We start from the raw sequence: 24,164 nt of genomic DNA, 5'->3' as shown, positions 1-24,164 counted from the left end.
ATTGCAACGTTGCGAACATGGCGATCGGCAAACTCTATATCGGCCGCAAGGTCCGGGAACTCAGGGAAGCCAACCGGGCGACGCAGGGACAATTCGCCGAACGCATCGGCATCTCGACGAGCTACCTGAACCAGATCGAAAACAACCAGCGGCCGGTTTCGGCGGCGGTGCTGCTGGCACTTGCGGAGAAGTTCCAGATCGACATTGCGGAACTCTCGACAGGCGAGGGTGACCGGCTCCTGTCGGCGCTGTCGGAGGCCTTGAACGATCCGCTGTTCGAAACCTATTCCCCGAGCTTGCAGGAGCTGAAGCTCGTCGCCCAGAACGCGCCAGGCCTCGCGCATGCGCTGATCACCTGCCATCAGGCCTACAGGCGCAACAGCGAGCAGCTTGCCAGCATCGACGACACGATCGGCCGCGGCGCCTCCTTCGTCGAGACGACCCCTTACGAGGAGGTGCGCGACTTCTTCCACTTCGTCGACAACTACATCCACGAGATCGACACGCTCGCCGAAACGCTTGCCGCCGACCTCGGCCTCGGGGAGGGGGACAATCATACGGCGCTCGCGGCGCACCTCGAACAGCGCCATGGCGTGCGCGTCGTGCGCGGCATCGCCGGCGACGAGGCGATCCGCCGCTTCGATCCGCGTGCCCGCATCCTGACGCTGAACCCATACGCGCCAGCGCCCACGCGTGATTTTCAACTGGCGCTGCAGATCGCGCAGTTCCATGCCCGCGAGGAGATCGACCGGATTGTCGGCAGTGCCGGATTTCGCACCGAGGAGGCCCATGAAATCTGCCGACTCGGCTTGCAGAATTATTTCGCTGGCGCCCTGATCCTGCCGTACCAGTCTTTCCTCAAAGCGGCGCGCGAATTACGGCATGATATCGAACTGCTCGCGGCCCGTTTCGGCGCGTCGCTGGAGCAGGTCTGCCATCGGCTCTCGACCCTCCAGCGCCCCGGGCAGAAGGGCATTCCGATCTTCTTTGCGCGGATCGACCGGGCGGGAAACATCACCAAGCGTCACAGCGCGGCCAAGCTGCAATTCGCTCGCTTCGGAGCGGCCTGTCCGCTTTGGAACGTGCATCAGGCCTTCGAGACGCCGGGGCGGATCATCCGCCAGCTCGCCGAAACGCCGGACGGGGTGCGCTATCTCTGTCTTGCCACCCAGATCACCAAGGGCGGCGGCGGTTACCGTGCCAACCATCCACGCTACGCGCTCGCGCTCGGCTGCGAAATCTCCTATGCCGACGCCTTCGTTTATGCCGACGACATGGACCTCGGCAATCGCACCGCCTTCGACCCGATCGGCATCTCCTGTCGCATCTGCGAGCGCACCAAATGCGCCAGCCGCGCCGTGCCGCCGCTGAAACGCAAGCTGATCGTCGACCATGACATGCGCGGCTCTCTGCCGTATCGTCTAAGCGAGAGCTGAGCGTGGGTTTCATCGGCTCTGTTCGTTTTTGAACAGATGTTGTGAAAATTTGCGTCTGTGCCTGTGCGAAATTTGGTGTAACTACAGCGCCGCGCGTCTTCTCAGACGCGCAAAGGTCGCTGTAGCACTTTGAGTGCTGCATGTTTTTATCCATAAATCGCCTTCGATTATGGAAACATGCAGTGCGCCACATTGTCAGTATGCGGGTCAGGGAGGACATGCATATGGATTTTCGCCTGTCTGAGGAGCAGGAGGCCATCCGCGCGATGGCGCTCGATTTCGCCCGGGACGAACTCGCGCCCAACGCCATTGACTGGGACCAGCAGAAGCATTTTCCGGTTGAGACGCTGCGCGCCGCGGCGGCGCTTGGCATGGCCGGCATCTATGTTCGCGACGACGTCGGCGGCACAGGGCTCACCCGTCTCGACGCGGCGATGATCATCGAGGCGCTGGCGACCGGCTGCCCGGCGATCGCTTCCTTCGTTTCGATCCACAACATGTGCGCAGGCATGATCGACCGCTATGGCACGGATGAGCAGCGCCAGCGGCTGCTAGCATCGCTCCTGTCGATGGAAACGCTTGCAAGCTATTGCCTGACCGAGCCCGGCTCCGGCTCGGACGCGGCCGCGCTGAAAACCAAGGCCGTGCGCGAGGACGACAGCTACGTGCTGACCGGCCAGAAGCAGTTCATCTCCGGCGCCGGCGAGTCCGGCCTCTATATCGTCATGGCCCGTACCGGCGACGAGGGGCCGAAGGGCATTTCCGCGTTCGTCGTCGAGAAGGAGGCGCCGGGTCTGACCTTCGGCGCCAACGAGAAGAAGATGGGCTGGCACGCCCAGCCGACCCGCGCGGTGATGCTCGACAATGTCCGCGTCCCGGCGGAAAACCGGCTGGGCGCCGAAGGCGAGGGCTTCAAGATCGCCATGGCCGGCCTCGACGGCGGCCGGCTGAACATCGCCGCCGCTTCGCTCGGTGGCGCGCAGGCCGCGTTCGAGAAGGCGCTTGCCTATGTGCAGGAGCGGCGCGCCTTTGGAAAAGCGATCGGCGAATTCCAGGCGTTGCAGTTCCGTCTGGCGGACATGGCGACCGATCTGGAGATTGCGCGCACCTTCCTGTGGCGCGCGGCTGCCGCGCTCGATGCAGCGGATCCCGAAGCGACCAAGCTCTGTGCCATGGCCAAGCGCTTCGTCACCGACCGCTGCTTCGCGGTCGCCAACGACGCGCTGCAGCTTCACGGCGGCTATGGCTATCTCGCCGATTACGGCGTCGAGAAGATTGTCCGTGACTTGCGGGTGCACCAGATACTCGAGGGCACCAACGAGATCATGCGGCTGATCGTCTCCCGCGCGATCATGGGACGGAAATAGGAAGGAGATTTCATGGAGATGCAGACCGCTCTGCCGGAGGTCATCGTCGAGCGCCAGGGCGCGATCGGCAGGCTCCGGCTCAACCGGCCGCGTGCGCTTAACAGCCTCAACCTGCCGATGATCCGGCTGATCGATGCGGCGCTGACCGAATTCGAGCGCGACCCGGCCGTTGCCGCCGTGCTTGTCACTGGCGAAGGCGAGCGCGGGCTTTGCGCTGGCGGCGACATCCGCATGATCTACGAGAGCGGCCGCGAGCGGCCCGAGGAAGGCGCGCAATTCTGGCGCGAGGAATTCATCGTCAACAGTCGAATTTCCGCCTATGCCAAACCCTATATTGCCCTCATGGACGGCATCGTCATGGGCGGCGGGGTTGGCGTTTCCGCCCACGGCAGCCATCGGATCGTCACCGAGAGGACGCGGCTCGCCATGCCGGAGACGGGAATCGGCTATTTCACCGATGTCGGCGCGACCTGGCTTCTGCCGCGCGCACCAGGCGAGTTCGGCACCTATATCGGGCTCACTGGCCGCGATATCGGCGCGGCGAATGCGATCCATGCGCGGCTCGCCGACAGTTTCGTTCCGACGGACAGGATCGGCGAGCTGATCACAGCGCTCGCTGCGCTTCCCGCTTCGGCGAAGGCGGAGGATATTTCTGCCGCTATCCGCAGTGTTTCCGGCGTGCCGCCGGCGTCGCCGCTGCACGACCATTTTTCGCTGATCGACCGCTGCTTTGCCTTCGACACGGTTGAAGAAATTGTTGACGCGCTGGAACGGGATGGTTCGGATTTCGCCGGCGAGACGCTGCAATTGCTGCGAACGCGCTCCGCCATCAGCCTGAAATTGACGCTGGCTCTCTTGCGTGCCGGGCGCGCGAGCGCCACGCTCAACGAGTGCCTGGAGCGGGAATATGCCGCGACTATCGGCATGCTCTCCAATCCGGATTTCTACGAAGGCGTGCGGGCGGCGGTGATCGACAAGGACCGCAATCCGAAATGGTCGGTCGGGCTCGCGGAGGTGACGCTACAGATTCTGGCCCGGTTCAAGAAGCACGACGGTGCGCCGCTCTTCGGGTGAAGACAGCCGTCAGAAACATGCGAGTTGAGGAGGAGAGGCAAGATGACGAAGATCGCCTTTATCGGGCTTGGCAACATGGGCGGGCCGATGGCCGCCAATCTGGTGAAGGCGGGACATGCCGTCACCGGCTTCGACCTGTCGGAGGCGTCTCGCAACGCGGCGGCGAAGAGCGGCGTTTCGGTGGCCGGCTCGATCGCGCAAGCGGTGCGCGAGGCGCAATGTGTCATCACCATGCTGCCGGCAAGCGCGCATGTTCTTTATGTCTGGGATGAACTGCTCGGTTTCGTCGATCCGGGCACACTCATCATCGACAGCTCGACGATCGATGTCGAAAGTGCGCGCAAGGTGCACGGCTTTGCCGACAAGGCCGGCTGCCCGTCGCTTGACGCGCCGGTCTCCGGCGGCACGGCGGGAGCCGCGGCCGGCACGCTGACCTTCATGGTCGGCGGCAGTGACGGCGCCTTTTCCCGCGGCAAGCATCTGCTCGAGGCAATGGGCAAGAAGATCGTCCATTGCGGCGATGTCGGCGCCGGCCAGGCGGCGAAGATCTGCAATAACATGATCCTCGGCATTTCGATGGCGGGCGTCTGCGAGGCTTTCGTGCTCGCCGAACGGCTGGGCCTGTCGCACCAGGCGCTTTTCGATGTGGCCTCGACCTCTTCCGGCCAATGCTGGTCGCTGACGAGCTATTGCCCTGTTCCCGGCCCGGTTCCGGCTTCGCCGGCCAACAACGACTACAAGCCGGGCTTTACCGCAAGCCTGATGCTGAAGGACCTGAAGTTGTCGCAGCAGGCCGCAAGCGCGAGCGGCGCTGCGACCCCGATGGGTGCGCAGGCAGCGCAGCTCTACAGCCTGTTCGAAAAGCTCGGCCACGGCGGCGAGGATTTCTCCGCCCTGATCCGTATGCTGCGCGGCACAGAGGAGACGACGGTCGGGTAGGGACCCCGATTGTATTGCGAGAAACGGGACAGCGGGTGTGGATACCCCCCTCTGCCCTGCCGGGCATCTCCCCCACAAGGGGGGAGATTGGCACGCGGCAAGGCTCTGCCCGACAGTGAACTCGCCAATGCCGAAGTCACAAAGTTTAGCAGTGGAGTGACGGGTAATTGCTTGAACGAGAGGTTGCCGCTTGCCGATCTCCCCCCTTTGTAGGGGAGATGCCCGGCAGGGCAGAGGGGGGTGCCTCCTTGCGCATCGGAGATGCGGATCGGCCTCACATCTGCACGGTCATGCCGCCATCGACGGTGAGCGTTATGCCGTTGACGAAGCTCGCGGCCGGCGAGGCGAGGAAGACGGCGGCCGGGGCGATCTCTTCCGGTCGGCCCCAGCGCTTCAACGGGATGCGCACATCGACGAAGGCCTTGAGCTTCGGGTCGGCGGCAAGATGTGCATTGGTCTCGGTTGCGAACCAGCCGGGCGCAATGGCGTTGACGGTCAGGTTGTCGGCGCCGAGTTCGACGGCGAGCGACCGCGTCAGCGCCGAAAGCCCGCCTTTGGCCGCCGTGTAGGCCGGATCGCCGGCGCGCGCCGCGAAGGCGGCGATCGAGGTGACGAAGATCAGCCGGCCGGCTACGGACTGTTTAAGATAGGGCAGCGCCGCCTTCGCCATGGCGTAGGCTGCGGTGAGGTCGGTGTTGAGGAGTGCTGCGAACTCGTACGGCTCCATCGCCTCCGTGCTGCGGCGGTCCCGCTCGCCGACGGCGTGGATCAGGATATCGAGCGCCCCGGTCTTCGCCGTGGCATCGACGAGAATGGCTTCGACGTCACGCGTAACGTCGCCCGGCGCCACCGCGACGGTGATGCCGTCATCCGCAAGCCGGGCTCTCGTCTCCTCGAGGCTTTCGAGATTGCGGCCGTTGATCACGGTCCAGGCGCCGGCTCTCGCCAGGGCCTTGGCCATTTCAAGGCCGAGCCCACGCCCGCCGCCCGTCACCAGCGCGGTCTTGCCGTTGAGATCAAACATGGCTTCCTCGTCTGTCGCTCAATCAGTCTCTGTCGGTAGAGCCGATTTGAAGCGCAGAAATTTACAGCGATACGATGCCCATGCAAGTGTTGGCGGTTGCGTTTCGCCAGCTGAGTCCCGTCCGCCGGATATGGCGAAGCCGGCCACCGCGGCAGCGGCGACCGGCTTCGCTAACTGGAGGCCTGCCAATCACTTCATCGTATAAACGTCGATGGTGAAATACTTGTCGTTGATCTTCTGGTAGGTGCCGTCGGCGCGGATTTCCTCGAGCGCCTTGTTCAGCTTCTCGCGCAGGTCGTTGTCCTCCTGCCGAACGGCGATGCCGACACCGTCGCCGACGAACTTCTTGTCGGTGATCGGCTCGCCGATGAGCTCGCAGCAGCCTTTGCCGTCGTCGTTCTTATTGACCCAATCAAGCATCGGCAGCATGTCGCCGACCTGCAGATCGAGGCGGCCGTTGACCATGTCGAGATTGGCCTCGTCCTGGGTCGGGTAGAGCTTGATCTCCGCGTCCGGATAGACCGCGGCGATATAGTCCGCCTGGGTCGTACCGGACTGGGCGCCGATGACCTTGCCCTTGAGCGCCTCATTGCTGAACTCGGTGAGCCCTGCGCCCTTCGGGGCCACATGCGTCATCGCGGCAAGATAGTAGGGATCGGTGAACGCCACCTGCTTCTTGCGTTCCTCGGTGATGAACATCGAAGCGATGATCATGTCGTATTTCTTGGCAAGCAGACCGGGAATGATGCCGTCCCAATCCTGCGCCACAACTTCGCATTCGGCCTTGATACGTTCGCAAAGAGCAAGGCCGATTTCGACGTCGAAACCGCCGATTTTGCCGGTGGAGTCGACGAAGTTGAAGGGGGGATAGGCGCCTTCCGTGCCGATCTTGAGTTTATCGGCAGCCTGCGCCGTCGACGATACCAGGGCGGCGCAGAGGAGCGCCAATGTCAGAATCCGGTTTTTCATGGTTCGTTCCCCTTGGAATTTTCACCCTTTGTCAGGGCTTCGTCCGAACTTTATGGGCACATACCGCATAAGCGAAATAGATAGAGGCGATAATCGATATTGTTTCTATTTATCGACTTGGGGCCCCTGTCACTTATACCGGCCGTGGCGCTGCAGCACCTCGATCTTGTAGCCGTCGGGGTCGGCGATGAAGAAGAAGCGCGCAAGCAGCGTCCCGTCTCGCTCGAATTCGACGATCTTATTGGGGCTGAGACCCGCCTCCGCCAAACGCCTATGCTCTGCGTCAAGATCGGCGACGGAGAGGGCGAGATGGCCATAGCCCTCGCCAAGCGCGTAGGGTTCCGTGCGCCCCTTGTTGATCGTCAACTCGAGTTCGAAAGTGCTTTCCGCATTGCTGAGATAGACGAGCGTGAATGTCTCGAAATCCAGCCGCTCGGCAATTTCGAGACCGAAGGCCTGGCGGTAGAAGTCGACCGAGCGTTTCTCGTCGATGACGCGGATCATGGAGTGGATTGCCTTGGCCAAGATGGTTTCCTTCGTCGATGTCGTGCAGCGGAGATAGCAGACGGCTCCTGTTGAGGGAACCGGGGACGATCCGTCGCCGTGGATGCCCGGTTTTCGTGTCGTGGCGGTGGATACGGCTTTACATCCGCGATGGCGTTTGATTTGTCAGGCGCAGTGATTTTTTCGATCTTTCGGGAGGAGCAGGATGAGGCTGTTGCGTTATGGACCCGTGGGGGCCGAGAAGCCGGGCGTGCTTGATGGCGCGGGCAGGATTCGCGATCTCTCCGGCGTCATCGCCGATGTCGGCGGCGCCGCAATCGCGGATTTTGGTTGGGCGAGCGGGCTCGGCATCGAAAACCTGCCGGTCGTCGATGGCGCCCCACGGCTCGGCGCCTGCGTTGCCGGGACCGGCAAGTTCATCTGCATCGGTCTCAACTATGCCGATCATGCCGCGGAATCGGGGCTGGAGGTTCCGCCGGAGCCTGTGGTCTTCATGAAGGCCACCTCGGCGATCGTGGGACCGAACGACAATGTGATCATGCCGCGCGGCTCCGTCGCCACCGACTGGGAAGTCGAACTCGGCGTGATTATCGGCAAGACCGCGAAATATGTCTCCGAAGCCGAAGCGCTCGATCATGTTGCCGGCTATTGCGTCGTCAACGATGTCTCGGAGCGCGATTTCCAGACGAAGCGCTCGGGCCAGTGGACCAAGGGAAAATCCTGCGATTCCTTCGGCCCCATCGGCCCCTGGCTGGTAACCCGCGACGAGATCGCCAATCCGCAAAACCTGAAGATGTGGCTGACCGTCAACGGCGAGACGAAACAGGACGGATCGAGCGAGACCATGGTTTATGGCGTCGCCTATCTCGTGAGCTATCTCTCGCAGTTCATGACCCTGCACCCGGGTGACATCATCTCGACCGGTACCCCTCCCGGCGTCGGCATGGGCTTCAAGCCGCCGCAATATCTGAAGGCCGGCGACGTGATCGAAGTCGGCATCGAAGGTCTCGGCACGCAGAAACAGAAGGTCGTCGCGGACGACTGATCCGGTTTCGAGCCCTAGTGCTCCTCGCCCTCTTCGCGCAAGCGGGGCGAGGGACGGAAGCTGGCCGGTAAGCCGGATGGGGACGAATGTGGGCCGAAACCCACACCTTTAGCCCTTCAGCCGCCCTTGCCGCTTAAGTTGCTGCTCGCGGAAGAAGATGAAGAGGCCGGAAGCGACGATGAGACCGGCGCCAAGGATCATCGACGTGCGCGGCGTGTCGCCGAAGATCAGCCAGCCGAAGACGATCGCCCAGAAGAGCAGCGTATATTGCAAGGGCGCGATCGTCGCCGTTTCTGCGAGCTTCAGTGCCCTGTTGACGAATACATGCGCGAGCATGGCGACGACGCCAAGCAGCCCGAGCAGCGCGGTGTCGAGCGGTTTCAGCGGCGTCCAGTCCAGCGGCGCCCAGACGAGGCCGACGAGCGCCGCGCCGGCGATCTGCCAGAAGGCCAGTACCGAATCCGGCGTGCCGCGCAGCGAGCGTCCGGAAATCATCATGAAGGCGAAGAACATGCTGCCGAGGATCGAGATCAGCGCCGGCAGGGTGAGGGCTTGCGAGGATGGCTCGAGCGCGATGACGACCCCGACGAAGCCGATGGCGATCGCAGTCCAGCGCCGCCAGCCGACATGTTCCTTGAGAACCAGCGGCGAGACGGCTGCGACATAGATCGGTGCCGCCAGCCAATAGGTCATGACATCGGCAAGCGGCAGGTAGACGACGGCGAAATAGAACGCGACGACCTCCGCTGTCGAGGCGACGACGCGGGCAAGCTGAAGCCACGGCCGCTCGATCGCGACGACCTTCCGCAGTCCGCCGAGCCAAAGGAAGGGCGCGAGCAGGAGTGCCGCGGCCAGACTGCGGATCAGCACCACCTGGCCGACCGAATAGGTCGCGACCAGCCATTTGCCCATCACGTCGTTCAACGAAAACATCAACATGCCGAGAAGCATGAGGAGAACGCCGGTGCGGGCGGTACTGGAGGTCTGAACGAGAGGAGAGGTGGTGGCAGTGTCTGCGGTCATGGTCGGGGCCTTTGTCTTCAGCCCAGCCATTGGCACATTCCGGCGACGTGATCCATGCTTCGTTTCTGATCAACTCATCAGCATTGCGAATGGAAGCCGCAAATCGTAGCTATCCCGCCAAGCGGATTTCGGGCGTCAGCATCTTTCCGTAGAGCTCCGCATATTGCGCGGCGCTGCGGTACCAGGAGCAGTCCGTCCGCATCCCCTGTCTGCGCAATCTTTCCCAGATGCGCCGTCGTCTGAAGAGTCTGAAGGCGCGGCGCAGGGCAAGCCTCAATCCGCTCGCGTCGACGGGCGAAAACTGAATGCCGGTTGCCACTTGCGCATGCAATGCGGCGTCGTTGGCGTCGATGATCGTTTCCGACAATCCGCCCGTGCGGGCGACAATCGGCACGCAGCCATAGCGCAAGGCGTAGAGCTGAGTGAGACCGCAAGGTTCGAAGCGGGAGGGAACGAGCATGGCGTCCGCCCCGGCATGAATCTGGTGGGCAAGCGGTTCGTCGTAGCCGATCCTGACGGCGATGCTATGTGGGAAGCGCCGCGCAGCGTCGGTGAACGCATCCTCGATAGGGGCATCGCCCTGGCCATGCACGATCAGCTTGCCGCCGCCCTTGACGATCTCGTCGACCACACCCGCCAGGAGGTCCATGCCTTTCTGCCAGGTCAGCCTGTTGACCGCTGCGAAAACCGGCCCGGACGTGTTCGGCAGGCCGAAGCGGTCGAGCAGCTTCTGTCTGTTCGGCAGGCGGCGCAACGGCGCGCGCACCGAGAAGTGATTTTCGATAAGCGGGTCCGAGGAGGGGTCCCATACCTCAGTGTCGATGCCGTTGACGATGCCGATGACGTCATCGTGACGCTCGTTCATCAGACCTTCGAGACCCATGCCGAAAGCCGGGGACATGATCTCGCGCGCGTAGGTGGGACTGACCACGGTGATCACGTCGGCCGCTTGCAGCCCACCCTTCAGATAACCGATGTCGCCGTAATATTCGAGGCCGTCGATGGAGTAGGCCTCGTCCGGCAGTCCCAACTCGGTGAATTGACGGGCGGGGAACTGCCCCTGGAAGGCGAGGTTGTGAACCGTTAGGACACGAGGAACCGCGGCATCAGAGGAAAATTTGAGATAGACCAGGCTCAGCGCCGGATGCCAGTCATGAGCGTGGATGATGTCTGGCCGCCAGTCCGCGACGCCCTGCTCCGCGACTTGCGCGGCGACGAAGGAAAAGGCTGCGAAACGCTTCCAGTTGTCCGGGTAGTCCTTGCCGTGATCGTCGGTGTAAGGACCGCCCTGCCGGTCGAAGAAGCCGGGCGCGTCGAGCGCCAGGATGTCGAGGCCGTCGGCCCGTCCTGCGACAAGAGTGGCGCGCTCACCGAACAGGCTGTCATATTGCCTGATCGGTGAAGCCCCCGTGAGCGCCTGCATGACGCTGGGATATCCGGGGACCATGCTGCGCGTATGGATGCCGTGGGCCGTCAATGCCTTTGGCAGCGAGCCGGCGACATCCGCCAGACCGCCAGTCTTCACAAGGGGGAAAATCTCGGCCGTGACGGACAGAATGTTCATCGCGCTTTTCCGGGGATCATGTCAGGGCTAGGGGTGACACGCAGACGTAATCTGCCTCCCCTCAACACAATCGCGCCACCAAAGTTCCTCCACATGTTGAATTTTGAACATGCATGTGAGCAGGCCCGAGCAAGGCGTTCTGAAGCGGCTCCGCGGAGCGGAATCCGGCGTCTTGTTTGTCAATCCTCCCACTTCCAGGCACGTATTTCCGGCATGTCCTCGCCATGCTCGCGCACATAGCGGCCATGCTCATCGAGTTTGGCGCGAAGCGCTTCGACGACATGCGCGGCGTTCTCCAGCAGTCCGGGAATGCGTGAGATCGCTTCGATGGCCAGATGGTAGCGGTCAACTTCGTTGAGAACGGTTATGTCGAAAGGCGTGGTGGTCGTTCCCTCCTCCATGAAACCCCTCACGTGGAAATTGTCGTGGTTGGTGCGCTTGTAGGTCAGGCGGTGGATCAGGTACGGATAGCCGTGATAGGCGAAGATCACCGGCCGTGCAGTGGTGAACAGGCGGTCGAAAACATCGTCGGGCAGGCCGTGGGGATGCTGATCGCGCGATTGCAGCGCCAGGAGATCGACCACGTTCACGACGCGGATCTTCAGCTCCGGAATATGCCGGCGCAGCAGATCGACGGCGGCGAGCGTCTCCATCGTCGGGACATCGCCGGCGCAGGCCATGACGACATCGGGCTCGTCCGAATAGCCGTCGTTGCTGGCCCATTTCCAGATGCCGATGCCCGCCTCGCAATGCCGAACGGCCTCTTCCATCGTCAACCATTGCGGCTCCGGCTGCTTGCCGGCAACGATCACGTTGATGCGGTCGTAGGTCTTCAGGCAATGATCCGCCACCCAGAGCAGGCTGTTTGCGTCCGGCGGCAGATAGATGCGGACGATATCGGCCTTCTTGTTGGCCACCAAGTCGACGAAACCCGGATCCTGATGGCTGAAACCGTTGTGGTCCTGTCGCCAGACATGGGACGTGAGCAGATAGGTGAGCGAGGATATCGGCCTTCGCCAAGCCAATTCGCGCGAGACCTTCAGCCATTTCGCATGCTGGTTGAACATGGAATCGACGATGTGGATGAATGCTTCGTAGCAGGAAAAGAAGCCGTGCCGGCCCGTGAGCAGATATCCTTCGAGCCATCCCTGACAGAGGTGTTCACTCAGCACCTCCATCACGCGCCCATTGCGGCCGAGCTGCACGTCATAGGGCCGGATCTCTTCCATCCAGACCCGATCGGTCACTTCGAAAACGCTGCCGAGCCGGTTCGATTCCGTTTCGTCGGGACCAAAGACGCGAAAGTTGGCATGGGACTGGTTGAGCAAGAGAATGTCGCGCAGATATTGCCCAAGGATTTTCGTCGACTGCGCTGTTGTTGCGCCCGGCTGCTCGACGGCGACGGCATAGTCCTCGGTCGCAGGTGTCTTGAGCTCCCGCCTGAGCAAGCCGCCATTGGCGTGCGGGTTCGCCCCCATCCGTCGGGCGCCGGCAGGGGCCAGTGCCCGCAGTTCCGGCTTCAGCCGGCCGCTTTCATCGAACAGTTCTTCGGGCGCATAGCTCCTCATCCAGTCTTCGAGGATCTTGCGGTGATTTCCATCCTCGCGACAGTTGGCGACCGGCACCTGGTGCGACCGCCAGAAATTCTCGACCATCTTGCCGTCGACTTCCTTGGGGCCGGTCCAACCCTTCGGACTTCTCAATACGATCATCGGCCAGCGAGGGCAGGTATTGTCGGTACCGCCGTTTCGGCAATGCTGCTGGATGGCGTGAATGTCCTGCAGCGCCTGTTCCAGCGTCGCAGCCATCTGCCTGTGCATGGCAAATGGTTCGGCGCCTTCCACGAAGAGGGGTTCGTAGCCGTAACCGCTGAAGAGGTTTCTTAGATCCTCGTCGCTCATCCGCCCAAGCACGGTCGGATTGGCAATCTTGTAGCCGTTCAGATGCAGGATGGGCAGCACGACGCCATCGCGGGCGGGATTGAGGAACTTGTTCGAGTGCCAGCTTGCGGCGAGCGGGCCTGTCTCGGCTTCGCCGTCACCGACGACGCAGGCAACGATAAGGCCGGGATTGTCGAACGCCGCGCCAAAGGCGTGGGCGAGGGGGTAGCCCAGTTCGCCGCCCTCATGGATCGAACCGGGCGTTTCCGGCGCCGCATGGCTCGGAATGCCGCCCGGAAAGGAAAACTGACGGAAGAGTTTTCTCATCCCCGCGACATCTTCGCTGACGTCCGGATAGATCTCGCTGTAGGAGCCTTCGAGATAGGTGTTCGCGACCATCCCGGGGCCGCCGTGACCGGGACCGCAGATGTAGATCATCTCAAGGTCATAGGCTCTGATGACGCGATTCAAATGGGCATAGATGAAGTTGAGGCCCGGCGTGGTACCCCAGTGACCGAGCAGTCGCGGCTTGATGTGCTCCGGCTTCAGCGGCTCCCGCAACAGCGGATTGTCGAGCAGGTAAATTTGTCCGACGGAGAGGTAGTTGGCCGCGCGCCAGTAGCGATCGACAAGCGCGACTGCGGCATCGTCAAGGACAAATGGTGCCGATCTCGAATAAGGCTTCCGCATCTGCTTTCTCCTCGCTAGGGCCGGTGAGTTGCGTGGGGCGACAGCTTAGTCTCGGCCGGCATCGTCAGAGATGACATGGATCATACCGCGGTTCTTTTTCGCCTTGGCCGGTGTAGCCGGAAATGACGACGAGCCGGAATCCACCGCAGTTCGTGCCGGCCCTTCTCGCGAGGACGGACGGCGTCGATGGCTTGCGTTGTGCCCGTGGCGGCCATTGACCGTGATCTAGCGGTGGCGGCGGCGAAGGCAAGGCGCTCTGACTGCGAGCCTGCCACTGCATGTTTTCTCAAATCGGCACCGATTCAGGGAAAAAACATGCTGCAATTCAAAGTGCTCCAGCGACATTTGCGCGCCGAAACGACGCGCGGCGCTGTAGCCGTGCCGAAATTTCCGCTGCGGTGGAACATTCTCGGGGGAATAAGGTTTGATGAGTGGATCGCACGGAGCGCGTTCTCTGACCCAAACTCTGGAGGCTCCCTGGCGGTCTCTCCTATGCTGGTTCGTCTTGTGAGCCTCGTCTCGACGAGGCTCATTTTTCGATCGTGTCAGCCCTCTCGGTGCAAAGCAAGGAAGGAACACTTGGATGACCTTCAGCTTGATCAGTCCCGTATTCGCCGATGGGCAACCCATCCCCCAGAAATATACCCGACTAGGCGAGAACCTCTTTCCACCGCTGAAGTGGACGGGCACGCCGGAGGGAACGCAGAGCTTTGCTCTGATCGTCGAGGATCCGGATGCGCCGCGGGGATTGTTTCGGCACTGCGTGATCATCAGCATCCCGGGCAATTGGACGGAGCTGCCGCAAGCCGTGGATACCGCGCCGGACCACAGCATCAAATTCATCAAAAACGACTTCGGCAATGCCCGCTATGACGGGCCGCAGCCGCCGGCCGGGACCGGCCTTCACCACTATTGGTTCAGGCTCGCGGCGCTTGATGCCGTCAATCTTTCGATTCCGGAAGAAGTCGGGGCAGAGGAAGCCTGGAAGAGGGTGCGCAAGCACCTGATCGAAGAAGCCGCGATCGTCGGGACATTCGAGCAATAGGGCGGCAGCAAGACGGCAGACCGGTCTGCGCGCCAGCGTGGCAAATGCGGCCGTTCGGAACAATCGTGATCGCGGTCGATTAGACGTGCAAGCAAGTCACAGCGCGAGGGAGAGCTTCCAATGAGCGCTTCGAGCACCACGATCGATCACGACACCATCCGCAACTGGGCCGAGGCCCGCAACGGCCATCCGGCACGCGTCAAAGGCGCAACCGACGGCGGTCTTTTGCGCATCGACTTCGGCACACCGGAGGAAGAGCTGGAGAAAATCTCGTGGGATGAGTTCTTCGAGATCTTCGAAAAGAACAACCTGGCCTTTCTCCACCAGGACCTGACCGAGGAAGGCCAGACCAGCCGCTTCTGCAAGTTCATCCATCGCCATTGAAGCCGTAGCTTCAACCGGTCTCCGCCCGGCTTCTGGTCTACGGAGGCGCGCCATGGAACCGTTGCGTTGCGAGACAGTTTCTCCTTAATCGCAGGGAAGGAATTGCCGATGCCGATCAGCAAGGCGACGGATGTCGACAAGTTGAAGAGCGAGCGAGGTCAAAAACCGGCCGCCGACCGAAAGGTCAAGCCCGAAATACGCAAGCTTGGCATGAGCAGAGACGAGGAAGACCTGCGAGGCCGGGAGTCGCTTCTTTGGCGCGGCATCTGGATGACCGTGTTCTAGCGCAATGCTAAAAATCTGTGTAACGGTTCCCCGTGCGGAATTGGTCGTTTCGATGAGCTGGGAAAGCGCACAAAGAATGCGACCGGATCGTGGGCGGTGATCCGTGCACCGAGGACGCATCAATCGCTGCCCTATTATTCTACAGCCAGCAACTGCTCGATCTCGTGCAAGCGCGATTTCAGGCGCTGGATTTCGTCCCGTTTCTCTGCGACCACGTCCTTCGCCGTCTCCAGCCTGTCGCCACCCGGTACAGTTCCGACCGCCGTATGGGCCTCCGTCGCGATCGCGTCGATTTCGGTCTCGAGTTCGGCAATGCGGTTGCGCAGCTCATCGAGCTGGCTCCGGACGCTTCGGTCGGGATTGTTGCGAGAGCCCGCACCCCAGGCATCGATCGGTTCGTCGACGCCGGGAGGGTCGAGCGGACGGGCGTGGATCGAGCTCGATCCTGGTTTTCCGCGTTTAGTCATTGGCTGATCTCCCGTAGGGCTCCAAACTCCTGATCGCGGCGGTTGTTCCGCAGGATTCCCGTGGCCGCAGACTTTTCGCCAACCCGCTGGAACTTCTACCCACAACGGCCGTTCTTGCTGAAGCTGAATCAGGAGGGTTCTATGCGCTCGGAGGAAAACCTTGAGCTTCATTTCGATCTCCTGAGCCACCGGGCGCTGCTTTCGTGCGGCGACCGGGACTACGTGCTGCCGGACAGCTATCCTAGCAAGGAAATGGCCCGACTGGCCGCGCAGAAATTCGCATGGGAAACGCTCGGCCTGAAACATCGAACCCGCGAATTCACCCAGGCCTCGGATCTGCCAGTCTGGTTGCGCTGAAACAATTCCAGCGAAGGCGTGCAACGGTCTTTACGTTCGGAAACGCGTAATCTCAAAGGGTTGGATCATGAGGTGGAGACTTCTTTCAAAAGAGGCATCAGAGGAGATATTCATCCTTGTGCTGGACCCCGGGGAGGAAGCTTTCGCCGCCATTTCCGAGTTCGCCGCAACCCAGAAGATCTCCGCGGCCTCACTGATCGCGATCGGCGCGTTCGAGAAAGCCGTCGTAGGCTGGTATGACCTGGAAAAGCGAGACTACTGCCGGATCGTTATCGACGAGCAATGCGAAGTGTTGAGCCTGATCGGCGACATTGCGCTCGGAGAGGACGGGAAACGCAGTCTGCACGCCCATGTCGTGCTGGGGCTCAGCGATGGGACAACGCGCGGCGGCCATTTCCTCGAAGGGACCGTCAGGCCGACTCTCGAAGTGACATTGTCGGAGACGCCTGCGCATCTTCGGCGCAAGCACCATCCCGACCTTGGAATTGCCCTGATAGACGTCTGAATCCTGTTCAAGGCGCCGCGCGTTGCCAGCGTGTCACTACCGGACCTTCGGTGCCGAAGACAGGGTCGAGTTGGGGCAGCGGCACCGAAGCGATCGCTTCACGATCTGCGTCGGTCGCCGGCCCGCGCTGAATGTCTGCGTGCTGCCCGGGAGGATAGCCGCCTACCACCAGGAAATCGGCGCTTGCGGCGATCCGGCGATGACCGGTGCCGGCAGGCAGCACGATGACATCTCCCGCCGCTACCTCCAGTTCCTTGCCTGCCGGCCCGCCGATCAGCAGGCGTGCCTTGCCTCTGGCAATGGCCAGAACTTCGTGTGCACGCGTATGATAGTGCTGAAAGTCGAAAACACCGTCGCGCCACATGCCTCTCCAGCCGTTGGCATGAAACCTGTCCTCGATGCGTGCTGCATTGTTCTCCCCGGCGTCGAGTGCGCCGAGGTAGACGAGGGCAGGCAGGTGCGGGTTATTTGGAACGCCCCCGCTTTCGGCAAACATCAGTTCATCGATGTGCATCGGCTCTCTCCCGGAACGATTTTCGTCCGCTTCCGTTGGACATGTGGCGTCCTGCGTCTCTTCAGAGGCACAAGGGTCGCTGTGACAATTTGAATTGCTGCATGTTTTTACCCTCGAATCGGCTCCGATTTAAGGAAACCTGCAGCAGGTCACCAAGGGAGAAACCGTCATGAGCAAGGAAAGCAAGAAGAAGAAATGGTCGCAGGAAGTGACGGAAAAGAGCGATGCGCTTGACCTTGAGGAAGGTGTCTTCAAGTCCGACGATCCGGCGAAGATCGCGCATTCGCTGAAGCGGTCGGCCGAGGCGAGCGACCGGCGGAAATCTACTCCTTTCCGCTCTGCCATGTCGATGCTGACGTTCTATATAAACAGAGCCGGCGCGGGTCTGAGCCGCCGCCAGAGACACGTCCTCGAAAAGGTGAAGGCCGAACTGCGAAAAGATTTCGGGCGCGAGCCCAAGTAAGGGGATCTTTCAATGCCTTACAAGCTCTATTACTGGGACGGCATTCCCGGACGCGGCGAATTCGTTCGCCTCGCGCTCGAGGAAGCCGGAGCGGATTATGTGGACGTCGCCCGCGAGCCCGACGGACAGGAGCAGGGAACAAGGGCGATGCTGAAGTTGCTGCGGGACGGCGACGGCGAGACGATCCCCTTTGCGCCCCCGTTTTTGAAAGACGGCGACCTGCTGATATCGCATGTCGCCAATATCCTGTTCTATCTCGGCCCGAAGCTCGGCCTGGCACCCCAGGACGAAGGTCTCCGCTTCGTTGCCAACGGGCTGCAACTGACGATCACCGATTTCGTCGCCGAGATCCACGACACGCACCACCCGATCGGTGTATCGCTCTATTATGAAGACCAGAAGCCGGAAGCCTTGCGGCGATCGTCCGACTTCCTGTCGGAGCGCCTGCCGAAGTTCCTCGGCTATTTCGAGCGGATCCTGCGCCAGAATCCGAGGGCTGAGACACATATAGTCGGCGACCGCCTGAGCTATGTCGACCTTTCGCTCTTCCAAGTTGTCGAGGGACTTCGCTACGCCTTTCCGAAGGCAATGCGGGACTACGAAGCGAATATCCCGGGCTTGATCGCCCTGCGCGACAAGGTCGCCAAACGTCCGAACATCCGCAGCTATCTCGCCTCCGATCGACGGCTCCCCTTCAACGAGGCCGGTATTTTCCGCCACTATCCGGAGCTCGACCGGCAGTCATAGACGGCCGTGCCTCCGTCCTTCGTGTTCAGCTTCAAAGGCGGCGACCTTGGTCAGATCCTCGACGAAGCGCGCACGCTGCGCCGCCGCATCCGATCCGTCCCGGATCCTGAGAAGATAGGACGGATGGATCGTTACAAGGACGGGATAGCCGGCGGGGGTGTCGATCAGGTCGCCGCGGTTTTTCGTGACAGCGACGCTCCGGCCAAGCAGCGTCATCACCGCCGTGGCGCCGAGTGCAACGACGAGGTCCGGTCGAAGCTGTTCCAGTTCCGCGCCCAACCACCAGGCGCAACGCTGGATCTCGCCTGCGTTGGGCCGCGAATGCAACCGCCGCTTGCCGCGTTGCTCGAATTTGAAGTGCTTGACCGCGTTGGTGAGATAACAGCTCGATCGGTCGACGCCGGCCTCGTGCAGACATTCGTCGAGGACGCGGCCGGCCGGACCGACGAAGGGATGCCCCGCCAGGTCCTCTCGGTCGCCCGGCTGTTCGCCGACGAGAACGACGCGGGCATCGGTAGGGCCTTCGCCGAAGACGAGCTGTGTTGCGTTTTTGTAGAGATCACAGCGTTCGCAACCTTCCGCTTGCCTGCGCAAGGCCGCTATCGAGCGGGCTTCGGCGTGTTCGCCGGAGAGGGCCGGACCGGTGCTTGCTGTTTCTCGCGGCATCTGCTGTCGAGGATTGTTCCTCGCTCCCATCGACGCCCCGGTAGCGACGTCGAAGTTCTAACCCGAAGATCGAAATCATGTTCCGTCGGGCTTACACTCGTGCGACGGCGGCAACGATGCCCGGCCCAGGCAGTTCGCCCGCTGACGCTGCGCGCTCACCGGACGTGGTAAAAATCGGCTGACCGATGATAGGGGGGATTGCTCCTGCTTCGTCGGTGAGATTGATCCGCAGCTGCAGAACAGAACTCCCGAACTGCCAGTCGACGGCGACCAGCCCGTCGTCGGTCGGACGTATGCGGTGGTCGGGCAGGCCGGGTTTCTTCAGCAAAGGGGCGATATGCCGTTGGCGGATGCCGGCAAGCTCGCGGATGAAGGCGATGTGTCGTTTGCCCGCCGGGCTTTCCGCCCGGTCCCATTGCAATTTCGATGCGGCGAATGTCCGCGGGTCGAGCGGATCGGGCAAATCCGCCATGGTCGCGCCATGCGGCATGCCACCGAAATTATCAGCCTCCCCCTGGCGTCCGGAGCGAATGGCCTCGGCGATCTGGCCCTGATAGTCCGCGAAGAAGCAAAACGCTTGGGTCTCACCGTATTCCTCGCCCATGAAGAGGAGCGGAACTTGCGGAACGAGCATCAGCGTCGCGGTCAGAACCCGCATCAGATCCTCTCCGACAAGCGACGCGAGCCGCTCGCCGAAGGCGCGGTTTCCGACCTGGTCATGGTTCTGCAGGAAATTGACGCGTGCCTGCGGCGGCACCCGGTCACCCGTCCAGGGCGACGAAATCTCCTTTCCCTGGGCGGGTGACGCGAAACCTTCGGCCATGGCCTCGCGAATTTTCCGCCACGTGTCCACGGCGAAGGATTGGTAGTGGCCCTTGGTTTCTCCCGTCGCCGCGACATGCAGCGCGTTGTGAAGATCATCGTTCCACGCGGCTGTGAAGAGTTCGGGAATCCCTCTCGATTTTCGCCCGACAAGGCTTCTGCGGCGGTGTGCATCTTCGACGACGAGATGGACGTGGCGCTCGGGAAATGTGTCGCGTATCTCGCGCGCCATTTCGACCAGGATATGGGGCTCCCGGCTGTCCCTGATCTGCTCCGTCGCATCGAGGCGCAGCCCATCGAAGCGGAAATCGCCGAGCCAATAGAGCGCATTCTCGATGAAATAGCGCCGGACGGCATCCTGTTCGAAGGCAATCGAGGCTCCCCACGGCGTCGCCCGATCGGTGTTGAAGAAGCCCGCGGCGTAGCGCGGCAAGGCATTTTCTTCCGGGCCGAAGTGGTTGTAGACGACATCGAGCAGAACCATGATGCCGAGCGAATGCGCCGCATCGACGAGGGCCTTCAGGTCGTCCGGTGTCCCATAGGCATGGTGGGGCGCATAATGCAGCACGCCGTCATAACCCCAACCGCGCATGCCTGGATATTGGGCGACGGGCATGATCTCGATCGCGGTAATCCCGGCATCGGCAAGATGGGCGAGGCGTTCGCTTGCCGCGCGGAACGTGCCCTCCGGCGTGAAGGTGCCGGTGTGCAGCTCGCAGATGATCGCTTCTCCCCACGGCCGGCCGCGCCAGGAGGTGGTCTCCCAACGATATGCGCAGTGATCGACGAGGATGGAAGGACCGGAAGGTCCGCTCTGCTGGGCTGACGATGCCGGGTCGGCGATCAGCGACCCGTCCGACAGCTGAAAACAGTATCGGTCCCCGGCTTGCGCTTTCACCGAAAGCTCGAACCATCCGCCATCGAGCGCCTGCATGTCATGGGCAGCCCCGTTGAGAACGAGGCTCACGGCCCGTTCATCGGGTGCCCACAATCGAAATTGCGCGGCATCGGCCGAAGTGAAACTGGCGCCCCAGGTTTTTCTAAAAAGTCCGGACGATTCCTCTCGCTGCATCGGCTCTGGTCCCCTGTTGAGTGCAGGGAAACTGGTCGGCTCCGGCGAAAGTTCCACCTTCTCTCTCTCACCGGCCAAAAGCGCCGGTAGGAACAATTTCTCTTCTTCCGCGTTGCACCATCGCTTTCGAGCGGGCGCGGGAGGGATGATAACGGCAATGAACGCATCTTTCTCCGAACTCAATTTTCTGAAACCCGAACTCGGTGCCGAGTACACCGGCGAGGGCACACACTTCGCGGTCTTTTCGGCCCATGCGGAGAAGATCGAACTCTGCCTGTTCTCCGAGGATGGTAGCGGGGAAACGGCACGTTTGCCGCTGCCCAAGCGCGAGGGCGATGTCTGGTCGGGCTATATCGAAGGCATCGGTCCGGGCACGCTCTACGGCTATCGCGCCCATGGTCCCTATGACCCGCACAACGGCCATCGGTTCAATCCGAACAAGCTGCTGCTCGACCCCTATGCCAAGCAGGTTGCCGGGACCTTCGTCTGGGACGATGCGCTGTTCGGTTACACGATCGACGGCACGGGAAACGACCTCTCCTTCGACGAGCGCGACAGCGCGCCTTTCATGGTCAAGGGCGTCATCCAGGACCCCGCTTTCGACTGGGCCGGCGAAGAAGCGATCCGCCGCCCGTGGACGGACACGATCATCTATGAAACCCATGTTCGCGGCATGACCATGACCCATCCGGCCGTGCCGGAGGACTTGCGCGGCACGTTCCTGGGCATGGCGAGCGACCCGATCATCGACCATCTGACGAAACTCGGCGTCTCGGCTATTGAACTCTTGCCGGTGCAGTATTTCCTCGACGACAGGTATTTGATCGAGCGCGGTCTCAGGAATTATTGGGGGTATCAGACGCTCGGTTTCTTCGCTCCGCAGACGCGTTACATGAAGAGCAATCGGATCACCGAATTCAAGACAATGGTGAAGCGGTTTCATGCCGCCGGCATCGAAGTCCTGATGGATGTCGTCTACAACCATACGGCCGAGGGCTCCGAGCACGGCCCCACCTTGAGTTTCCGCGGTCTCGACAACTTCAGCTATTACCGGCAATCGCCGGAAAAGCCGCGTCATACCTTCGACATGACCGGCACCGGCAATACGCTCAACGTCGCGCATCCGATGGTACTGCGCATGGTGCTCGACAGCCTGCGCTACTGGGTGCAGGTCATGCACATCGACGGCTTCCGGTTCGATCTCGCAAGCGCGCTCGGTCGTGAGGACATCGAGTTCGACCGGGAAGGCGGCTTCTTTGACGCAATCAGGCAGGATCCGATCCTCGCCGGAGTGAAGCTCATTGCGGAGCCTTGGGATATTGGCGCGGGCGGGTACCAGCTCGGCGGCTTCCCGCATCCGTTCCGCGAATGGAACGACCGCTTCCGCGACGATGTCCGGCGGTTCTGGAAGGGGGATGGCGGCGTGGTGCCGACGCTTGCCGAGCGTATCGCGGGCTCGCCGGTGCAGTTCAATCATTCCGATCGCGGTGCGACCGCGTCGATCAACCTAGTCAGCGCGCATGACGGCTTCACGCTGATGGACACGGTTTCCTACAACGACAGGCACAATGAGGCGAACGGCGAGGAGAACCGCGACGGGCATTCCGATAACCATTCGGACAATATAGGCGTCGAAGGTCCTACCGACGACGACGGGATCAGGGACGCACGCGCACGCCGGCGCCGCGCCATGTTTGCCACCATGATGCTCAGCCAGGGCGTGCCGATGGTCCTTGGCGGCGATGAGCTCGGAAATAGCCAGGGCGGCAACAACAACGCCTATTGCCAGGACAACGAAATCGGCTGGCTCGACTGGGCGTCCGAGGATGAGACCTTCCTAGCCTTCTGCCGAAAGGTGGTGGCGTTCCGCAAGGACAATCCGGCCTTGTGCCAGGAGCGGTTTCTGCGCGGCGAACCAGGTGACGACGGTCACGTCGAAATCGCCTGGTACAGGAGTGACGGCCACCCGATGGACGAGGAAGCATGGCATGATGGGGAACTGCGTATCGTCGGGGTCTATATCAGCCGCAATGGCATCGCGGAGACGACACCGGCGAACGGTCTCTTTCTGGTTTTCAATGCCGGTGCCGATTACGAGATCTCACTTCCCCGCGTGAATGGAACGGAGCAATGGCAGCGCGTGCTTGATACGGCCAGCCTCGATGCGGCCAGTGATGAGGCGGCACTTGTTCGCGCGGCGCAGGATCGGGCGCTGGTCACTGCACAAAGCGTCGCGGCGTTCATTCCGGCGGACCATGGCTAGAAACGGCAGGCCCGCGCTGGAGGAAAACGGGCTCGTTTATGTCAGCGACACCGAGCCGGGCATCAGGCGCCAACGTAAAGGCAGGGGCTTCGTCTATCGTCTGCCGGACGGTTCGGTGCTTTCCGACCCCGCGGTGAAAGCGCGCATATCGTCTCTGGGCCTGCCGCCGGCTTACGAGAACGTCTGGATCTGCCTGGATGAGAGCGGCCACCTTCAGGCGACCGGCTATGACGCGCGCGGCCGAAAGCAATATCGCTACCACAAGGAATGGCAGGCGCTGCGAAGTGGCGACAAGTTCGGACAGCTTCTGACGTTCGGAAAGGTGCTGCCGAGGATTCGCCGCACGATCCGGCGCCATATGCAGGGCGCGCCCGACGACGTCCGCACCGTTCTGGCGGCGCTGGTGGCCCTACTCGACGAAGCTCATCTGCGTGTCGGCAGTCCGGCATACGTGCAGGCGAATGCAACCTATGGCGCGACGACCTTGCTCAAGCGCCACCTCAAGCTTTCCGACGGCTGCGTCCAATTGAGCTTCGCCAGCAAAGGCGGTAAGCGGGTGAGGCGCAGGCTGCGCCATCCGAGATTGCAGCGGCTGCTCGAAGAGATTTCGGACTTGCCCGGCCGGCAGCTTTTTGTATGGAAGGATGAGACCGACACGTTGCGGCCGATCGACTCAGGGCGCCTCAATCGTTATCTCGCCGAGATATCGGGAGCGGAGATTTCCGCGAAAACATTCCGGACCTGGGCGGGAAGCGTCGCGGCATTTACCGTCGCGCGTGCCGCTGTGGAAAGGGGGGAACGGCCAACCGTCAAGCAGATGAGCGAGGCAGCCGCGTCGGTCCTGCACAACACGCCGGCCATCGCGCGCGCGAGCTACATCCATCCGGAAATTATTGCGCTTGCCGGTGACCGTTCCGTTTCAGCCAGAAACCTCGACGCGCGCGGCCGCGCGAACAAAGAATTGCGCGCCGAAGAGGCGCGCATGTTGAATTTTCTGACCCGCGCCGGGCGATCGAAGCGCCGGAAACCGAACTGAACGACCTCAGTCGATCTTCGCAG

General features: G+C 61.9%; 24 protein-coding genes. 14 read left to right on the top strand and 10 right to left on the bottom strand.

From position 1 onward, the window contains the following. The first annotated feature begins 17 nt into the window (after positions 1-17). From QN219_RS22500 to mmsB, 4 genes are all read left to right on the top strand, one after another. A complete protein-coding gene (locus QN219_RS22500) occupies positions 18-1,436 on the top strand; it encodes an XRE family transcriptional regulator (RefSeq protein ID WP_284002232.1) in 1,419 nt (472 codons plus the stop codon). 224 nt (positions 1,437-1,660) lie between these two features. Then, the gene (locus QN219_RS22495; protein WP_284002230.1) at positions 1,661-2,803 is read left to right on the top strand and encodes an isobutyryl-CoA dehydrogenase; all 1,143 of its coding nucleotides are present in this window, start codon (positions 1,661-1,663) and stop codon (positions 2,801-2,803) included. A gap of 12 nt (positions 2,804-2,815) precedes the next feature. Then, the gene (locus tag QN219_RS22490; protein WP_284002229.1) at positions 2,816-3,877 is read left to right on the top strand and encodes an enoyl-CoA hydratase/isomerase family protein; all 1,062 of its coding nucleotides are present in this window, start codon (positions 2,816-2,818) and stop codon (positions 3,875-3,877) included. A gap of 42 nt (positions 3,878-3,919) precedes the next feature. After that, positions 3,920-4,816: a 3-hydroxyisobutyrate dehydrogenase gene (gene mmsB, locus QN219_RS22485; RefSeq protein ID WP_284002227.1), complete on the top strand. Its 897-nt coding sequence runs from the start codon at positions 3,920-3,922 to the stop codon at positions 4,814-4,816. A 274-nt stretch (positions 4,817-5,090) separates the two neighbouring features. On the opposite strand, the gene QN219_RS22480 is transcribed toward mmsB, so the two are convergent. The 3 genes from QN219_RS22480 to QN219_RS22470 all read right to left on the bottom strand — a co-directional run bounded on the left by QN219_RS22480 (position 5,091) and on the right by QN219_RS22470 (position 7,334). After that, positions 5,091-5,840, bottom strand: a complete 750-nt coding sequence (locus QN219_RS22480; protein WP_284002226.1) for an SDR family oxidoreductase — start codon at positions 5,838-5,840, stop codon at positions 5,091-5,093. 189 nt (positions 5,841-6,029) lie between these two features. Beyond that, positions 6,030-6,809: an ABC transporter substrate-binding protein gene (locus tag QN219_RS22475; protein ID WP_284002225.1), complete on the bottom strand. Its 780-nt coding sequence runs from the start codon at positions 6,807-6,809 to the stop codon at positions 6,030-6,032. Between the two features lie 129 nt (positions 6,810-6,938). Beyond that, complete coding sequence (locus QN219_RS22470) at positions 6,939-7,334, bottom strand: VOC family protein (protein WP_284002224.1); 396 nt, start codon at positions 7,332-7,334, stop codon at positions 6,939-6,941. 184 nt (positions 7,335-7,518) lie between these two features. Here QN219_RS22470 and QN219_RS22465 point away from each other — a divergent pair, with 184 nt between their 5' ends. Then, complete coding sequence (locus QN219_RS22465; protein ID WP_284002223.1) at positions 7,519-8,358, top strand: fumarylacetoacetate hydrolase family protein; 840 nt, start codon at positions 7,519-7,521, stop codon at positions 8,356-8,358. A gap of 108 nt (positions 8,359-8,466) precedes the next feature. On the opposite strand, the gene QN219_RS22460 is transcribed toward QN219_RS22465, so the two are convergent. From QN219_RS22460 to QN219_RS22450, 3 genes are all read right to left on the bottom strand, one after another. Next, positions 8,467-9,381 carry a DMT family transporter gene (locus tag QN219_RS22460; protein ID WP_284002274.1) on the bottom strand — a complete coding sequence of 305 codons (915 nt, stop codon included), beginning with the start codon at positions 9,379-9,381 and terminating at the stop codon, positions 8,467-8,469. A gap of 109 nt (positions 9,382-9,490) precedes the next feature. Beyond that, positions 9,491-10,945, bottom strand: coding sequence for a glycogen synthase GlgA (gene glgA, locus QN219_RS22455; RefSeq protein WP_284002222.1), 1,455 nt, complete (start codon positions 10,943-10,945; stop codon positions 9,491-9,493). A 179-nt stretch (positions 10,946-11,124) separates the two neighbouring features. Beyond that, a complete protein-coding gene (locus QN219_RS22450; RefSeq protein ID WP_284002221.1) occupies positions 11,125-13,515 on the bottom strand; it encodes a phosphoketolase family protein in 2,391 nt (796 codons plus the stop codon). A gap of 583 nt (positions 13,516-14,098) precedes the next feature. On the opposite strand from QN219_RS22450, the gene QN219_RS22445 reads away from it, so the two are divergent. From QN219_RS22445 to QN219_RS22435, 3 genes are all read left to right on the top strand, one after another. Next, positions 14,099-14,560: a YbhB/YbcL family Raf kinase inhibitor-like protein gene (locus QN219_RS22445; protein ID WP_284002219.1), complete on the top strand. Its 462-nt coding sequence runs from the start codon at positions 14,099-14,101 to the stop codon at positions 14,558-14,560. A 120-nt stretch (positions 14,561-14,680) separates the two neighbouring features. Continuing rightward, complete coding sequence (locus QN219_RS22440; protein ID WP_284002218.1) at positions 14,681-14,944, top strand: hypothetical protein; 264 nt, start codon at positions 14,681-14,683, stop codon at positions 14,942-14,944. Positions 14,945-15,052: 108 nt separating this feature from the next. After that, positions 15,053-15,229 (top strand): hypothetical protein, encoded by a 177-nt coding sequence (locus QN219_RS22435; protein ID WP_284002217.1) that lies wholly within the window; start codon positions 15,053-15,055, stop codon positions 15,227-15,229. A 134-nt stretch (positions 15,230-15,363) separates the two neighbouring features. Here the strand turns inward: QN219_RS22435 and QN219_RS22430 are convergent, their stop codons facing one another. After that, entirely contained in the window at positions 15,364-15,696 is a 333-nt protein-coding gene (locus QN219_RS22430; RefSeq protein ID WP_284002216.1) for a hypothetical protein, read from the bottom strand. 141 nt (positions 15,697-15,837) lie between these two features. On the opposite strand from QN219_RS22430, the gene QN219_RS22425 reads away from it, so the two are divergent. Both QN219_RS22425 and QN219_RS22420 read left to right on the top strand, forming a co-directional pair. Next, the gene (locus QN219_RS22425; protein WP_284002214.1) at positions 15,838-16,053 is read left to right on the top strand and encodes a hypothetical protein; all 216 of its coding nucleotides are present in this window, start codon (positions 15,838-15,840) and stop codon (positions 16,051-16,053) included. 67 nt (positions 16,054-16,120) lie between these two features. Next, on the top strand, positions 16,121-16,558 hold the full coding sequence (locus QN219_RS22420; RefSeq protein ID WP_284002213.1) for a DNA-binding protein: 438 nt from the start codon (positions 16,121-16,123) through the stop codon (positions 16,556-16,558). Between the two features lie 7 nt (positions 16,559-16,565). On the opposite strand, the gene QN219_RS22415 is transcribed toward QN219_RS22420, so the two are convergent. Continuing rightward, positions 16,566-17,072, bottom strand: a complete 507-nt coding sequence (locus QN219_RS22415) for a cupin domain-containing protein (protein ID WP_284002211.1) — start codon at positions 17,070-17,072, stop codon at positions 16,566-16,568. A gap of 169 nt (positions 17,073-17,241) precedes the next feature. Here QN219_RS22415 and QN219_RS22410 point away from each other — a divergent pair, with 169 nt between their 5' ends. Both QN219_RS22410 and QN219_RS22405 read left to right on the top strand, forming a co-directional pair. After that, the gene (locus QN219_RS22410; RefSeq protein WP_284002209.1) at positions 17,242-17,535 is read left to right on the top strand and encodes a DUF3175 domain-containing protein; all 294 of its coding nucleotides are present in this window, start codon (positions 17,242-17,244) and stop codon (positions 17,533-17,535) included. A 12-nt stretch (positions 17,536-17,547) separates the two neighbouring features. Continuing rightward, positions 17,548-18,282 carry a glutathione S-transferase gene (locus QN219_RS22405; RefSeq protein WP_284002207.1) on the top strand — a complete coding sequence of 245 codons (735 nt, stop codon included), beginning with the start codon at positions 17,548-17,550 and terminating at the stop codon, positions 18,280-18,282. On the opposite strand, the gene QN219_RS22400 is transcribed toward QN219_RS22405, so the two are convergent. Next, entirely contained in the window at positions 18,277-18,978 is a 702-nt protein-coding gene (locus QN219_RS22400) for a UdgX family uracil-DNA binding protein (RefSeq protein WP_289624226.1), read from the bottom strand. The genes QN219_RS22405 and QN219_RS22400 overlap by 6 nt on opposite strands. Before the next feature lie 61 nt (positions 18,979-19,039). Beyond that, positions 19,040-20,842 (bottom strand): malto-oligosyltrehalose trehalohydrolase, encoded by a 1,803-nt coding sequence (gene treZ / locus QN219_RS22395; RefSeq protein ID WP_284002204.1) that lies wholly within the window; start codon positions 20,840-20,842, stop codon positions 19,040-19,042. Between the two features lie 157 nt (positions 20,843-20,999). Between treZ and glgX the strand changes: the two genes are divergently transcribed. Next, entirely contained in the window at positions 21,000-23,105 is a 2,106-nt protein-coding gene (gene glgX / locus QN219_RS22390; RefSeq protein ID WP_284002202.1) for a glycogen debranching protein GlgX, read from the top strand. Then, complete coding sequence (locus QN219_RS22385) at positions 23,098-24,141, top strand: DNA topoisomerase IB (protein WP_284002200.1); 1,044 nt, start codon at positions 23,098-23,100, stop codon at positions 24,139-24,141. The genes glgX and QN219_RS22385 overlap by 8 nt, the downstream gene beginning before the upstream one ends. Positions 24,142-24,164 lie beyond the last annotated feature (23 nt).

This window comes from Sinorhizobium sp. 8-89, assembly GCF_030124325.1.
Lineage (GTDB): Bacteria > Pseudomonadota > Alphaproteobacteria > Rhizobiales > Rhizobiaceae > Sinorhizobium.
The sequence above is the reverse complement of the archived record's forward strand: the minus strand, read 5'-3'. Positions and strand labels throughout refer to the sequence as shown.

What these genes read in the sequence shown, in the direction of transcription:
- QN219_RS22500 (WP_284002232.1), top strand. Translation starts at nt 18, where the DNA reads ATGGCGATCGGCAAACTCTATATCGGCCGCAAGGTCCGGGAACTCAGG.
- QN219_RS22495 (WP_284002230.1), top strand. Translation starts at nt 1,661, where the DNA reads ATGGATTTTCGCCTGTCTGAGGAGCAGGAGGCCATCCGCGCGATGGCG.
- QN219_RS22490 (WP_284002229.1), top strand. Translation starts at nt 2,816, where the DNA reads ATGGAGATGCAGACCGCTCTGCCGGAGGTCATCGTCGAGCGCCAGGGC.
- mmsB (WP_284002227.1), top strand. Translation starts at nt 3,920, where the DNA reads ATGACGAAGATCGCCTTTATCGGGCTTGGCAACATGGGCGGGCCGATG.
- QN219_RS22480 (WP_284002226.1), bottom strand. Translation starts at nt 5,840, where the DNA reads ATGTTTGATCTCAACGGCAAGACCGCGCTGGTGACGGGCGGCGGGCGT.
- QN219_RS22475 (WP_284002225.1), bottom strand. Translation starts at nt 6,809, where the DNA reads ATGAAAAACCGGATTCTGACATTGGCGCTCCTCTGCGCCGCCCTGGTA.
- QN219_RS22465 (WP_284002223.1), top strand. Translation starts at nt 7,519, where the DNA reads ATGAGGCTGTTGCGTTATGGACCCGTGGGGGCCGAGAAGCCGGGCGTG.
- QN219_RS22460 (WP_284002274.1), bottom strand. Translation starts at nt 9,381, where the DNA reads ATGACCGCAGACACTGCCACCACCTCTCCTCTCGTTCAGACCTCCAGT.
- glgA (WP_284002222.1), bottom strand. Translation starts at nt 10,945, where the DNA reads ATGAACATTCTGTCCGTCACGGCCGAGATTTTCCCCCTTGTGAAGACT.
- QN219_RS22450 (WP_284002221.1), bottom strand. Translation starts at nt 13,515, where the DNA reads ATGCGGAAGCCTTATTCGAGATCGGCACCATTTGTCCTTGACGATGCC.
- QN219_RS22445 (WP_284002219.1), top strand. Translation starts at nt 14,099, where the DNA reads ATGACCTTCAGCTTGATCAGTCCCGTATTCGCCGATGGGCAACCCATC.
- QN219_RS22440 (WP_284002218.1), top strand. Translation starts at nt 14,681, where the DNA reads ATGAGCGCTTCGAGCACCACGATCGATCACGACACCATCCGCAACTGG.
- QN219_RS22435 (WP_284002217.1), top strand. Translation starts at nt 15,053, where the DNA reads ATGCCGATCAGCAAGGCGACGGATGTCGACAAGTTGAAGAGCGAGCGA.
- QN219_RS22430 (WP_284002216.1), bottom strand. Translation starts at nt 15,696, where the DNA reads ATGACTAAACGCGGAAAACCAGGATCGAGCTCGATCCACGCCCGTCCG.
- QN219_RS22425 (WP_284002214.1), top strand. Translation starts at nt 15,838, where the DNA reads ATGCGCTCGGAGGAAAACCTTGAGCTTCATTTCGATCTCCTGAGCCAC.
- QN219_RS22420 (WP_284002213.1), top strand. Translation starts at nt 16,121, where the DNA reads ATGAGGTGGAGACTTCTTTCAAAAGAGGCATCAGAGGAGATATTCATC.
- QN219_RS22415 (WP_284002211.1), bottom strand. Translation starts at nt 17,072, where the DNA reads ATGCACATCGATGAACTGATGTTTGCCGAAAGCGGGGGCGTTCCAAAT.
- QN219_RS22410 (WP_284002209.1), top strand. Translation starts at nt 17,242, where the DNA reads ATGAGCAAGGAAAGCAAGAAGAAGAAATGGTCGCAGGAAGTGACGGAA.
- QN219_RS22405 (WP_284002207.1), top strand. Translation starts at nt 17,548, where the DNA reads ATGCCTTACAAGCTCTATTACTGGGACGGCATTCCCGGACGCGGCGAA.
- QN219_RS22400 (WP_289624226.1), bottom strand. Translation starts at nt 18,978, where the DNA reads ATGGGAGCGAGGAACAATCCTCGACAGCAGATGCCGCGAGAAACAGCA.
- treZ (WP_284002204.1), bottom strand. Translation starts at nt 20,842, where the DNA reads ATGCAGCGAGAGGAATCGTCCGGACTTTTTAGAAAAACCTGGGGCGCC.
- glgX (WP_284002202.1), top strand. Translation starts at nt 21,000, where the DNA reads ATGAACGCATCTTTCTCCGAACTCAATTTTCTGAAACCCGAACTCGGT.
- QN219_RS22385 (WP_284002200.1), top strand. Translation starts at nt 23,098, where the DNA reads ATGGCTAGAAACGGCAGGCCCGCGCTGGAGGAAAACGGGCTCGTTTAT.